Consider the following 12897-nt stretch of genomic DNA (forward strand, 5'->3'; position numbering starts at 1 on the left):
CCACACCCGTTAGCCTGGAGTTCTACACATGCATCCCCGCGTTCTTGAGGTCACCGAACGGCTTATCGCCCGCAGCCGCGCCACGCGTGAGGCTTACCTTGCATTGATCCGTGGTGCTGCCAGCGACGGCCCGATGCGCGGCAAGCTGCAGTGCGCCAACTTCGCTCACGGCGTGGCCGGTTGCGGCACCGAAGACAAACACCACCTGCGGATGATGAACGCCGCCAACATCGCCATCGTGTCGTCCTATAACGACATGCTCTCGGCCCACCAGCCCTACGAAACCTTCCCGGAACAGATCAAGAAAGCCCTGCGCGAGATCGGCTCGGTCGGCCAGTTCGCCGGTGGCACGCCGGCGATGTGCGACGGCGTGACCCAGGGCGAGGCGGGGATGGAACTGAGTCTGCCGAGCCGCGAAGTGATCGCGCTCTCCACGGCGGTGGCGCTGTCCCACAACATGTTCGACGGCGCGCTGATGCTCGGCATCTGCGACAAGATCGTCCCGGGCCTGATGATGGGCGCGCTGCGCTTCGGTCACTTGCCGACGATCTTCGTGCCAGGTGGGCCGATGGTCTCGGGCATTTCCAACAAGGAAAAAGCCGACGTGCGCCAGCGCTACGCCGAAGGCAAGGCCACCCGCGAAGAGCTGCTGGAATCGGAGATGAAGTCCTACCACAGCCCCGGCACCTGCACCTTCTACGGCACCGCCAACACCAACCAGTTGCTGATGGAAGTGATGGGCCTGCACCTGCCTGGCGCCTCGTTCGTCAACCCGAACACGCCGTTGCGCGATGCGCTGACCCGTGAAGCGGCGTTCCAGGTCACGCGCATGACCAAGCAAAGCGGCAACTTCATGCCGATCGGTGAGATCGTCGATGAGCGCTCGCTGGTCAATTCCATCGTCGCACTGCACGCCACCGGCGGCTCCACCAACCACACGCTGCACATGCCGGCCATCGCCATGGCGGCAGGCATCCAGCTGACCTGGCAGGACATGGCCGACCTCTCCGAGGTGGTGCCGACCCTGAGCCACGTCTACCCGAACGGCAAGGCCGACATCAACCACTTCCAGGCGGCGGGCGGCATGTCGTTCCTGATCCGTGAGTTGCTGGAAGCCGGTTTGCTTCATGAAAACGTCAACACCGTGCTCGGTCACGGCCTGAGCCGCTACACCCAGGAGCCGTTCCTCGAGGATGGCGAGCTGGTGTGGCGCGACGGCCCGATCGAAAGCCTCGACGAAAACATTTTGCGCCCGGTGGCTCGCGCCTTCTCGCCAGAAGGTGGGTTGCGAGTGATGGAAGGCAACCTGGGCCGTGGGGTGATGAAGGTCTCGGCCGTGGCCTTGGAAAACCAGATTGTCGAAGCACCGGCCATGGTCTTCCAGGATCAACAGGACCTGGCGGACGCGTTCAAGGCCGGCCTGCTGGAAAAAGATTTTGTCGCAGTGATGCGCTTCCAGGGCCCGCGCTCCAACGGCATGCCGGAGCTGCACAAGATGACGCCATTCCTCGGTGTGTTGCAGGACCGTGGCTTCAAAGTGGCGCTGGTGACCGACGGGCGCATGTCCGGTGCGTCGGGGAAAATCCCGGCGGCCATTCATGTCAGCCCCGAAGCTTATGTCGGCGGCGCGTTGGCCCGGGTGCAGGAGGGCGATATCATCCGCGTCGATGGCGTCAAAGGCACCTTGGAGTTGAAGGTGGACGCCGAGGAATTCGCCGCGCGCACGCCGGCCAAGGGCCTGTTGGGTAACAACATCGGCACCGGCCGCGAGCTGTTCGGTTTCATGCGCATGGCCTTCAGCTCGGCGGAGCAGGGCGCCAGCGCCTTCACTTCTGCCCTGGAGACGCTTAATTGAAACTGGCTTTGGTCGGTGATATCGGTGGGACCAACGCACGCTTCGCGCTGTGGAAAAACCACACCCTGGAAAACATTCAGGTGCTGGCAACGGCGGACTACGCCTGCCCGGAAGATGCCATCCAGGTGTACCTGAGCGGCATGGGCCTGAAGCCGGGCGCCATCGGTTCTGTGTGCCTGTCGGTGGCCGGCCCGGTGAGCGGCGATGAGTTTCGTTTCACCAACAATCACTGGCGCCTCAGCAACCTGGCGTTCTGCAAGACCCTGGAGGTCGAGAAGCTGCTGCTGGTCAATGACTTCTCGGCCATGGCCCTGGGCATGACTCGTTTGCGTTCCGATGAATACCGGGTCGTCTGCGAAGGCACCCCGGAGCCGATGCGGCCGGCGGTGGTGATCGGGCCGGGCACCGGGCTGGGCGTCGGGACGCTGCTGGACCTGGGCGAGGGCCGCTTCGCCGCGCTGCCGGGGGAGGGCGGCCATGTCGACCTGCCCATGAGCAGCCCACGGGAAACCCAGCTGTGGCAGCACATCTACAATGAAATTGGCCACGTCAGCGCCGAGACCGCCCTCAGTGGCAGCGGTTTGCCGCGGGTGTACCGGGCCATTTGCGCCGTGGACGGCCATGTGCCGGTGCTCGATACCCCCGAATCCATCACCGCGGCCGGCCTGGCTGGCGACCCCATCGCCCTGGAAGTGCTCGAGCAGTTCTGCCGCTGGTTGGGGCGCGTGGCCGGCAACAATGTGTTGACGTTGGGTGGGCGCGGCGGCGTCTACATCGTCGGTGGCGTGGTCCCGCGCTTTGCCGATTTCTTCCTCGAAAGCGGTTTCGCCCGTTGCTTCGCCGACAAGGGTTGCATGAGCGATTACTTCAAGGGCATTCCGGTCTGGCTGGTGACCGCGCCATACTCCGGCCTGATGGGCGCGGGCGTGGCGTTGGAGCAATCCGCCGCCGCTTAAAATTCGATATATACCCACCCCTGTGGGAGCGAGCTTGCTCGCGATGACGGAGTGCCAGTCGCTATTGAGGTGACTGTTACACCGCTATCGCGAGCAAGCTCGCTCCCACAGGGTTTTTGTAGTGTGTTTGTAGTCCTCATCCATCAGGCATAATCGCCCCAATCCAAACAACAAGGACGAGGCCCGTGAGTTCAGTAAACAAATCGATTTTGTTGGTCGACGACGACCAGGAGATTCGCGAACTGCTGGACACCTACCTCAGCCGTGCGGGGTTCCAGGTGCGCACCACGCCCGACGGCGCCGGGTTTCGCCAGGCGTTTAACGATGCGCCGAGCGACCTGGTGATCCTCGATGTGATGTTGCCCGATGAAGATGGCTTCAGCCTTTGCCGCTGGGTTCGCCAGCACCCCCGCCAGGCCCATGTGCCGATCATCATGCTCACCGCCAGTTCCGACGAGGCCGACCGGGTCATCGGCCTGGAGCTGGGCGCCGATGATTACCTGGGCAAGCCCTTCAGCCCCCGTGAATTGCAGGCGCGCATCAAGGCGCTGCTGCGCCGGGCGCAATTCGGCCAGGAACGTTCCGGCGGTGAAGTGCTGGCCTTCGATGAATGGCGGCTGGACATGGTCAGCCATCGGCTTTTTCACACCGACGGTGAAGAAGTGATTCTCTCCGGTGCCGACTTCGCCCTGCTCAAGTTGTTTCTCGACCATCCCCAGGAAATCCTCGACCGCGACACCATCGGCAATGCGACTCGTGGCCGTGAATTGATGCCCCTGGACCGGATCGTCGACATGGCGGTCAGTCGCCTGCGCCAACGCCTGCGTGACACCGACAAGCCGCCGCGGCTGATTCGCACGGTGCGGGGCAGCGGTTACCAACTGGCGGCCAGTGTGGTTGCCAGCAATGGGCATTGACTGGATCAGGAAAATCGCCCGGCGGGTACCGGTACCGCGCTCGTTGCTAGGCCGGATGCTGTTGCTGACCTTGCTGGTGGTGTTGTTCGCCCAGACCCTGTCCAGCGTGATCTGGGTCTCGCAATTGCGCGCCACCCAGCTCGAAGGCCTGATCACCAGTGCCCGCAGCCTTGCCCATTCGATGAACGCCAGCGTCAGTTATTTGCGGTCGCTGCCGGTGGCTTACCGGCCGCTGGTGCTCGATCAGTTGCGCAGCATGGGCGGCACGCGGTTTGTCGTCACCCTCAATGACAAACCCCTTGGCATGGACGTGTTGCCGGTCACGCCGCGCAAGCTGGCGGTGCTCAAGGCGGTGGACGAGGTGCTGCGCCAATCCCTGGGCAGTAGCGCCGACATCTCCGTGCAATTTGTCAGCCCCGATGACCTGCGGATTTTCAACGCCGGACTCAAGCTCGACGAACTGCCCCGTTCGTGGGCCCACTACGCCTTGACCCTCGAACCGGTGAACCCGCCAGTGCTGGTCACGCAGATCCAGATGGCGCCGGGCGAGTGGCTGTACATCGCCTCGCTGCTCCCTGAGCCCTACACCAGCCTCGAAGAACAGAGCCTGCCCAAGCAGCAGGTCGGTTTCATCCTGCTCACCAGCAGCCTGTTGTTGCTGTTCATCGGTTTGCTGGTGCACTGGCAGAGCCGGCCTCTCAAGCGTCTGGCCCGGGCCGCGCGGGACATGTCCCTGGGTGCCGAAGTGGAACCGGTGGCCGAGGGCGGTGGCAGCGAAGTGGTGGAAGTGGGGCGAGCCTTCAATGCCATGCGCGAGCGCATCAGCCGTTACCTGACGGAGCGCAGCCAGCTGTTCAGTGCGATCTCTCACGACTTGCGCACACCGATCACCCGGTTGCGGCTGCGGGTCGAGCTGTTGGAAGACGAAAACCTGCAAGCCAAGTTCGGCCGTGACCTGGATGAGCTGGAGCTGCTGGTCAAAGGTGCGTTGCAATGCGTCAAGGACACCGACATCCACGAAAACATTGAGCCGGTGGACCTCAACCATGTGCTCGATTGCCTGGTCGAGCCGTACCTGGCGCCCAACGGCAACGGTCGGGTGACCCAGGATGGCCGGGCGCTGGCGCCGTATCCCGGCAAGCCGCTGGCCCTCAAGCGCTGCATCGGCAACCTGATCGACAACGCCTTGAAATACGGACAGAACGCCCATCTGCACATCGATGACGATGAAGCCGCGTTCATCCTGCACGTCGACGATGAAGGCCCCGGTGTGCCGGAACAGCGCTTGGAGCAAGTCTTCGAACCACACTTCCGCTTGGCCGGGCAGCAGCAGGGCTACGGCCTGGGTCTGGGCATCGCCCGCAACATCGCCCACAGCCATGGGGGTGAAGTGAGCCTGCAGAACCTGCGCGAGGGTGGGTTGCGAGTGACGTTGCAGTTGCCGCGCAGTGTGGATTGATCAGACCGCGTTATCGTTCATCGCGAGCAAGCTCGCTCCCACAGGAGTTTTGTGAACGCCGCAGACCCAGTGTGGGAGCGAGCTTGCTCGCGATGGCGCCAGTAGCCTCACCTCATCTCCCAGGTAAATGTCACAAATCGGTGACATAACTCGCCCCTTTCGTTACCTGCCGCCCGCCATCCCTTGTTTAGACTCCCTGCGTCAAAACAACAAAAAAGGTATTCCGATGGACACCTTCCAACCGGCCTTCAGCAGTTGGCTGAACGCGCCTGCCCACCAGCAATGGCTTGCCGATGAAGGCTTGCGGCTGCTGGCGTTCGCCAAGGCCTCGAAGCTGCCGGACGGCTTTGGCAATCTGGACGAACTTGGGCGCCTGCCGGCCGATGCCCGGGCCGAGACCATGAACACCGCGCGCATGACCCACAGCTTCGCCATGGCTCACATCCAGGGCTTGCCGGGTTTCGCCGAGCTGGTGGATCACGGCATCCAGGCCCTCAACGGCCGTTTGCGCGACGCCGAGCACGGTGGTTGGTTCGCCACGACGCGGCCTGATGAAGACGGCGCTGGCAAGGCGGCCTACCTGCATGCATTCGTTGCCCTGGCGGCCAGTTCCGCGGTGGTGGCCAAGCGTCCCGACGCGCCAGCGTTGCTGGACGAAGCGGTGCGGATCATCGATGAGCATTTCTGGTGTGAGGAGGAGGGCGCGTTGCGCGAGTCCTTCAACCGCGACTGGAGCGAGGAGGAGGCCTATCGCGGCGCCAACAGCAACATGCACGCCACCGAAGCCTTCCTGGCCCTGGCCGATGCCACCGACGATCCTCGTTGGCTGGCCCGCGCCCTGCGCATTGTCGAGCGGGTGATCCACGGTCATGCCGCGGCCAACGACTACCTGGTGGTGGAGCATTTCGATCGCCACTGGCAGCCGTTGCGCGAATACAACCAAGACAATCCCGCCGATGGTTTCCGCCCCTACGGCACCACCCCCGGCCACGGTTTTGAATGGGCTCGGCTGCTGCTGCACCTTGAAGCCGCACGGGTCCAGATCGGCATGCTGACCCCGGGATGGCTGGCCCAGGACGCGCAAAAACTCTTCGACCAGAACTGCCGCCACGGCTGGGACGTCGATGGCGCGCCGGGCATTGTCTACACCCTGGACTGGGATAACCGCGCCGTGGTTCGCCATCGCCTGCATTGGGTTCACGCCGAAGCGGCGGCCGCTGCCAGCGCCTTGCTCAAGCGCACCGACGAGGCGAAGTACGAAGCCTGGTACCGGTGCTTCTGGGAGTTCTGCGACAAACATTTCATCGACCGCTGCAACGGCAGCTGGCATCACGAACTCGATCCGCAAAACCGTCCCAGCGCCGATATCTGGCCGGGCAAGCCGGATCTTTATCACGCCTGGCAGGCGGTCCTGATTCCGCGCCTGCCCCTGGCACCGAGCATGGCGTCAGCCCTGGCGCGGTTATCCAGCCCTGCGCCTGTGTAACCATGTCGTGACATTTGCACGTCCCTTCGTTACCTGCGAAGGGATTCCCTCTGATTAGAATCCATGCAGCGCAAGCACCAGACTTGCATGCATAACAACAAGAAAGGTAATTCTAGATGAATGCGATTTCTCGCCTCGCTACTGTCATTTCTCTTGCTTCCCTGCTTCCCGTCGCAGCCTTCCCTGTCACCACGCTTGCCGCCGAATCCAAAGGTTCCGTGGAAGTCGTCCATTGGTGGACGTCGGGTGGTGAAAAAGCCGCGATCGATGTGCTCAAGGCCCAGGTAGAGAAAGACGGTTTTACCTGGAAGGACGGCGCTGTCGCCGGTGGTGGCGGTTCCACTGCCATGACCGTGCTCAAGAGCCGTGCGGTGGCCGGCAACCCACCGGGTGTCGCCCAGATCAAGGGCCCGGACATCCAGGAATGGGCGTCCACCGGCCTGCTCGACACCGACATCCTCAAGGACGTTGCCAAGGCCGAAAAGTGGGACAGCCTGCTCGACAAGAAAGTCTCCGATACCGTGAAGTACGAAGGTGACTACGTCGCCGTGCCGGTGAACATCCACCGCGTCAACTGGCTGTGGATCAACCCGGAAGTCTTCAAGAAGGCCGGCATCACCAAGAACCCGACCACCCTCGAAGAATTCTACGCAGCCGGCGACAAGCTCAAGGCCGCGGGCTTTATTCCGCTCGCCCACGGCGGCCAGCCTTGGCAGGACAGCACCGTGTTCGAAGCCGTGGTGCTTTCGGTGATGGGCGCTGATGGCTACAAGAAGGCCCTGGTCGACCTGGACAACAAGGCCCTGACCGGTCCGGAAATGGTCAAGGCGCTGACCGAGCTGAAGAAAGTCGCGACCTACATGGACGCCGACGGCAAGGGCCAGGACTGGAACCTGGAAGCGGCCAAGGTCATCAACGGCAAGGCCGGCATGCAGATCATGGGTGACTGGGCCAAGAGCGAGTGGACCGCAGCGAAGAAAGTCGCCGGCAAGGACTACGAGTGCGTGGCCTTCCCGGGCACCGACAAGGCCTTCACCTACAACATCGACTCCCTGGCGGTGTTCAAGCAGAAGGACAAGGGCACTGCGGCTGGCCAGCAGGATATCGCCAAGGTCGTGCTGGGTGAGAACTTCCAGAAAGTCTTCAGCATCAACAAGGGCTCGATCCCGGTGCGCAACGACATGCTGGGCGACATGGCCAAGTACGGTTTCGATTCCTGCGCCCAGACCGCTGCCAAGGACTTCCTGACGGACGCCAAGACCGGCGGCCTGCAACCGAGCATGGCGCACAACATGGCGACCACGCTGGCGGTACAGGGTGCGTTTTTCGATGTGGTGACCAATTACATCAACGACCCGAAAGCCGACCCGGCTGACGCAGCCAAGAAACTGGGTGCGGCGGTGCAGTCAGCGAAGTAATTAGCGCCGCGGTCCCTTTGTGGGAGCGAGCCTGTGGGAGCAAAGCTTGCTCGCGATGAACGATAACGCGGTCATTCGAAAGACCGAGGTGCCTTCATCGCGAGCAAGCTCGGCTCCCACGCAAGCTCGCTCCCACACAGGGATTGTTTTGTAGTCTTTTTCTCTTGTACTGGATCTTCCCATGAGTTCTGTTGCTGTGTTCAGCAAGGCCTCGCCGTTCGATGCATTGCAGCGCTGGCTCCCGAAACTGGTGCTGGCGCCGAGCATGTTCATCGTACTGGTGGGCTTCTATGGCTATATCTTGTGGACGTTCGTCCTGTCGTTCACCACCTCGACGTTCCTGCCGAACTACAAGTGGGCAGGCCTGGCGCAGTATGCGCGGCTGATGGACAACGACCGCTGGTGGGTGGCGAGCAAGAACCTGGCGCTGTTCGGCGGCCTGTTCATTGGTATCACCCTGGTGATCGGCGTGCTGCTGGCGGTGTTTCTCGACCAGCGCATTCGCCGCGAAGGTTTTATCCGCACCATTTACCTGTACCCGATGGCGCTGTCGATGATCGTCACCGGTACGGCCTGGAAATGGTTGCTCAACCCGGGCATGGGCCTGGACAAATTGTTGCGTGACTGGGGTTGGGAGGGCTTCCGCCTGGACTGGCTGATCGACCCGGACCGCGTGGTGTACTGCCTGGTGATCGCGGCGGTGTGGCAGGCTTCGGGGTTCATCATGGCGATGTTCCTGGCCGGCCTGCGGGGTGTCGATCAATCGATCATCCGTGCCGCGCAGATCGATGGCGCGAGCATGCCGCGCATCTACTGGAAAGTGGTACTGCCGAGCCTGCGTCCGGTGTTCTTCAGCGCCGTGATGATCCTGGCGCACATCGCGATCAAGAGCTTCGACCTGGTGGCGGCGATGACGGCCGGTGGCCCGGGTTATTCCTCCGACCTGCCGGCGATGTTCATGTATTCCTTCACCTTCAGTCGCGGCCAGATGGGCATGGGCTCGGCCAGTGCAATCCTGATGCTCGGTGCGATTCTCGCGATCATCGTGCCTTACCTGTACTCCGAGCTGAGGACCAAGCGTCATGACTAGTCTCGCTGCCAAACCTTCCATCAGCCTGAGTCGCATCGCGATCTACGCGGTGCTGATCCTCGCCGTAGTGCTTTACCTGGTGCCGTTGGTGGTCATGCTGTTGACCAGCTTCAAGACACCGGAAGACATCAGCACCGGCAACCTGCTGAGCTGGCCGACCGTGGTCAGCGGCATCGGTTGGGTCAAGGCCTGGGCCACGGTGGACGGCTACTTCTGGAACTCGATCAAGATCACCGTCCCGGCGGTGCTGATCTCCACCGCCATCGGTGCCTTGAACGGCTACGTGTTGTCGATGTGGCGCTTTCGCGGTTCGCAGTTGTTCTTCGGCCTGTTGCTGTTCGGCTGCTTCCTGCCGTTCCAGACCGTCCTGCTGCCGGCCTCGTTCACCCTCGGCAAGATGGGCCTGGCCAGTACCACCACGGGCCTGGTGTTCGTGCACGTGGTCTATGGCCTGGCGTTCACCACGCTGTTCTTCCGCAACTACTACGTGAGCATTCCCGATGCACTGGTGAAGGCGGCGCGACTGGACGGTGCGGGTTTCTTCACCATTTTCCGGCGGATCATCCTGCCGATGTCCACCCCGATCATCATGGTTTGCCTGATCTGGCAGTTCACGCAGATCTGGAACGACTTCCTGTTCGGCGTGGTGTTCTCCAGCGGTGATTCGCAACCCATCACCGTGGCGCTGAACAACTTGGTCAACACCAGTACCGGGGCCAAGGAATACAACGTGGACATGGCGGCGGCGATGATCGCCGGGCTGCCGACCCTGCTGGTCTATGTGGTCGCAGGCAAGTATTTCGTGCGCGGCCTGACGGCCGGCGCAGTCAAGGGGTAATCATGGCAACGCTTGAACTTCGCAACGTAAACAAGACCTATGGTGCCGGCCTGCCGGACCACCCTGAAGAACATTGAGTTGTCGATCAAGGATGGTGAGTTCCTGATCCTCGTCGGACCTTCGGGCTGCGGCAAGTCGACGCTGATGAACTGCATCGCGGGCCTTGAGACCATCACTGGCGGCGCGATCATGATCGGTGACCAGGATGTCAGCGGCATGAGCCCGAAGGATCGCGACATCGCCATGGTGTTCCAGTCCTATGCGCTGTACCCGACCATGAGCGTGCGCGAGAACATCGAGTTCGGCCTGAAAATCCGCAAGATGAAACAGTCGGACATCGACGAAGAGGTCAATCGCGTGGCCAAGCTGCTGCAGATCGAGCACCTGCTCAATCGCAAGCCCGGCCAGCTTTCCGGCGGCCAGCAACAGCGCGTGGCCATGGGCCGGGCCTTGGCACGGCGGCCAAAGATCTACCTGTTCGACGAACCGCTGTCCAACCTCGACGCCAAGCTGCGGGTCGAGATGCGTACCGAAATGAAATTGATGCACCAGCGCCTGAAGACCACCACGGTCTACGTGACCCACGACCAGATCGAAGCCATGACCCTGGGCGACAAAGTGGCGGTGATGAAGGACGGGATCATCCAGCAGTTCGGCACGCCGAAAGACATCTACACCAACCCGGCCAACCTGTTCGTGGCGAGCTTCATCGGTTCGCCGCCGATGAACTTCATTCCGCTGCGCCTGCAACGCAAGGACGGTCGCCTGCTGGCGCTGCTCGACAGCGGCCAGGCCCGTTGCGAGCTGCCGCTGGGCATGCAGGACGCCGGCCTGGAAGACCGCGAAGTGATCCTCGGCCTGCGCCCGGAACAGATCGCGTTGGCCGGCAGCGAGCCTAATGGCCTGCCGACCATTCGTGCTGAAGTCCAGGTCACCGAGCCTACCGGGCCGGACACCCTGGTATTCGTCAACCTCAACGACACCAAGGTCTGCTGCCGCCTGGCACCGGACGTGGCACCGCAGCCCGGGGAAACCCTGACGCTGCAATTCGATCCGTCGAAAGTGCTGCTGTTCGACGCCCAGTCCGGCGAACGCCTGGGCGTGGCCGGCCAGCCGCAAGCTGACGCCCGGGGTGCCAACGTGGCGCAGTTCAAGGGCCGATGAGGGATCAATGTGGCAGCGGGCTTGTGGGAGCAAAGCTTGCTCGCGATGAACGATAACGCAGTCATTCGAAAGATCGAGGCGCTTTCATCGCGAGCAAGCACAGCTCCCACACAAACCCGCTCCCACAAGGGAGTATGCGGTGGATGGGGACATTCGCCGCAATCGTTGTAAACCGCGTTAGATAAAAACAGTTAATAACAATAAATAAAGACGAGGATGTAGGGATGAAAAAGAAAAACAACGCCCAGCTTATCTGCCAGTTGTCAGCCGTTGCGGCGATGATGCTGGCCGGTAGCGCACACGCTGCCGACGCGTTCAGCGCCGATTCGCAGTGGATGACGGGCGACTGGGGCGGTGAACGGACCAAGCTGATCGAGCAAGGTATCGATATCAAGGCTGACTTTGTCGGCGAGATGGGTGCCAACCTCCACGGCGGCTACAACGATGACAAGACCGCGCGCTGGTCTCAGCAGTTTGGCCTTGGGGTCGCGCTCGATCTGGAGAAACTGGCGGGCTGGGGCGATACCGAAGCCAAGATCCAGTTCACCCGCCGCGACGGTCGCAACATCTCCAACGACCGTATCGGTGATCCACGTGCCGGTACCCTCAGTTCTTCCCAGGAAGTCTGGGGTCGTGGGCAAACCACGCGTCTGACCCAGTTGTGGATCAAGCAGAAATACTTCGACAGCAAACTGGATGTCAAAGCCGGTTATTTCGGTGAGGGCGAAGACTTCAACACCTTCCCGTGCGAGTTCCAGAACCTGGCGTTCTGCGGTTCACAAGCGGGTAACTGGGCGACCGGTATCTGGTACAACTGGCCGATCATGCAGGCGGCGATTCGTGTCAAATACAACATCACGCCTGAGCTCTATGCGCAAATCGGTGCCTACAACCAGAACCCTTCGCAACTGGAAAACAAGAACCGCTACAAGCTCAGCGGCAGCGGCACCAAGGGTACCCTCATTCCGGTCGAGTTGGTCTGGTCACCCAAGATCAATAACCTGCCGGGCGAGTACCGGGTCGGTTACTACAAGAGCACGGCCAAGGCCGATGACGTCCGTGAGGACGACGATGGCAACGACGCCGCGACCACCCGCAACGCCTATCGCAGCCACAGCAGCAAGGACGGCTACTGGTTTGTCGCGCAACAACAGCTCACCACTCACAACGGTGATGCTTCTCGCGGTCTGAATATCGCGGCCAACGCCACCTTCCACGACAAGGAAACCAACATCGTCGACAACTACCAGTCGCTGATGTTCGTGTACAAGGGGCCGTTCGATGCGCGTCCTAAAGATGATGTCGGGATCGGTTTCTCCCGGATCCATGTCAACGAAGATGTGAAGAAAAACGCCGAGCTGGTCAACGTTGCCAATGGTGTCAGCGACTACGATGATCCGCTGTTCACGCCGTTGCGCAGCACCGAATACAACTACGAGATCAACTACGGTTTCCACGTGACCAACTGGCTGACTGTACGTCCCAACCTGCAATACATCACCCATCCAGGTGGCGTGGATGAAGTCGACAACGCGTTGGTGGCCGGCCTGAAAATTCAGTCGGTGTTCTAACGCTGTTGCGATAAGCTCCTCTCTATGTGCGCATATTTGCGGACGGCCAAGGCTGTCCGCTTTTTTTTGCGGAGTGCTCGGCTGGCGCAAAACCTGTGGCGAGGGGCCTGTGGGAGCAAGGCTTGCCCGCGATGAAGGCAACG

Annotated in this window: 9 protein-coding genes and 1 pseudogene; all 10 read left to right on the forward strand. The window is 61.7% G+C overall.

The annotated features are described in order from the left end of the window. Positions 1 to 28: 28 nt before the first annotated feature. Positions 29 to 1855 (forward strand): phosphogluconate dehydratase, encoded by a 1827-nt coding sequence (gene edd / locus PSH84_RS11010; RefSeq protein ID WP_122566850.1) that lies wholly within the window; start codon positions 29 to 31, stop codon positions 1853 to 1855. Further along, complete coding sequence (locus tag PSH84_RS11015) at positions 1852 to 2811, forward strand: glucokinase (RefSeq protein ID WP_305482879.1); 960 nt, start codon at positions 1852 to 1854, stop codon at positions 2809 to 2811. The genes edd and PSH84_RS11015 overlap by 4 nt, the downstream gene beginning before the upstream one ends. A 185-nt stretch (positions 2812 to 2996) precedes the next feature. Then, complete coding sequence (locus PSH84_RS11020) at positions 2997 to 3728, forward strand: response regulator (protein ID WP_060738873.1); 732 nt, start codon at positions 2997 to 2999, stop codon at positions 3726 to 3728. Next, positions 3718 to 5187, forward strand: a complete 1470-nt coding sequence (locus PSH84_RS11025; RefSeq protein ID WP_305482881.1) for an ATP-binding protein — start codon at positions 3718 to 3720, stop codon at positions 5185 to 5187. The genes PSH84_RS11020 and PSH84_RS11025 overlap by 11 nt, the downstream gene beginning before the upstream one ends. A gap of 226 nt (positions 5188 to 5413) precedes the next feature. Next, positions 5414 to 6673, forward strand: a complete 1260-nt coding sequence (locus PSH84_RS11030; RefSeq protein WP_305482883.1) for a D-mannose isomerase — start codon at positions 5414 to 5416, stop codon at positions 6671 to 6673. Between the two features lie 116 nt (positions 6674 to 6789). Then, complete coding sequence (locus PSH84_RS11035) at positions 6790 to 8091, forward strand: ABC transporter substrate-binding protein (protein ID WP_122566844.1); 1302 nt, start codon at positions 6790 to 6792, stop codon at positions 8089 to 8091. Positions 8092 to 8272: 181 nt separating this feature from the next. Then, entirely contained in the window at positions 8273 to 9181 is a 909-nt protein-coding gene (locus PSH84_RS11040; protein ID WP_003198535.1) for a carbohydrate ABC transporter permease, read from the forward strand. Then, positions 9174 to 10019: a carbohydrate ABC transporter permease gene (locus tag PSH84_RS11045; protein ID WP_053182577.1), complete on the forward strand. Its 846-nt coding sequence runs from the start codon at positions 9174 to 9176 to the stop codon at positions 10017 to 10019. Before PSH84_RS11040 ends, PSH84_RS11045 begins: the two co-directional genes overlap by 8 nt. 2 nt (positions 10020 to 10021) lie before the next feature. Next, positions 10022 to 11183, forward strand: a pseudogene (locus PSH84_RS11050) (ABC transporter ATP-binding protein). 224 nt (positions 11184 to 11407) lie between these two features. Beyond that, positions 11408 to 12754, forward strand: a complete 1347-nt coding sequence (locus PSH84_RS11055; protein WP_122566842.1) for a carbohydrate porin — start codon at positions 11408 to 11410, stop codon at positions 12752 to 12754. Positions 12755 to 12897: the final 143 nt, after the last annotated feature.

This window comes from Pseudomonas beijingensis, from assembly GCF_030687295.1.
GTDB classification, from domain to species: domain Bacteria; phylum Pseudomonadota; class Gammaproteobacteria; order Pseudomonadales; family Pseudomonadaceae; genus Aquipseudomonas; species Aquipseudomonas beijingensis.

Excerpts from the sequence above, each read along its gene's own strand:
- PSH84_RS11040 (WP_003198535.1), top strand. The coding sequence starts at position 8,273 with ATGAGTTCTGTTGCTGTGTTCAGCAAGGCCTCGCCGTTCGATGCATTG.
- PSH84_RS11035 (WP_122566844.1), top strand. The coding sequence starts at position 6,790 with ATGAATGCGATTTCTCGCCTCGCTACTGTCATTTCTCTTGCTTCCCTG.
- PSH84_RS11045 (WP_053182577.1), top strand. The coding sequence starts at position 9,174 with ATGACTAGTCTCGCTGCCAAACCTTCCATCAGCCTGAGTCGCATCGCG.
- PSH84_RS11030 (WP_305482883.1), top strand. The coding sequence starts at position 5,414 with ATGGACACCTTCCAACCGGCCTTCAGCAGTTGGCTGAACGCGCCTGCC.
- edd (WP_122566850.1), top strand. The coding sequence starts at position 29 with ATGCATCCCCGCGTTCTTGAGGTCACCGAACGGCTTATCGCCCGCAGC.
- PSH84_RS11055 (WP_122566842.1), top strand. The coding sequence starts at position 11,408 with ATGAAAAAGAAAAACAACGCCCAGCTTATCTGCCAGTTGTCAGCCGTT.
- PSH84_RS11025 (WP_305482881.1), top strand. The coding sequence starts at position 3,718 with ATGGGCATTGACTGGATCAGGAAAATCGCCCGGCGGGTACCGGTACCG.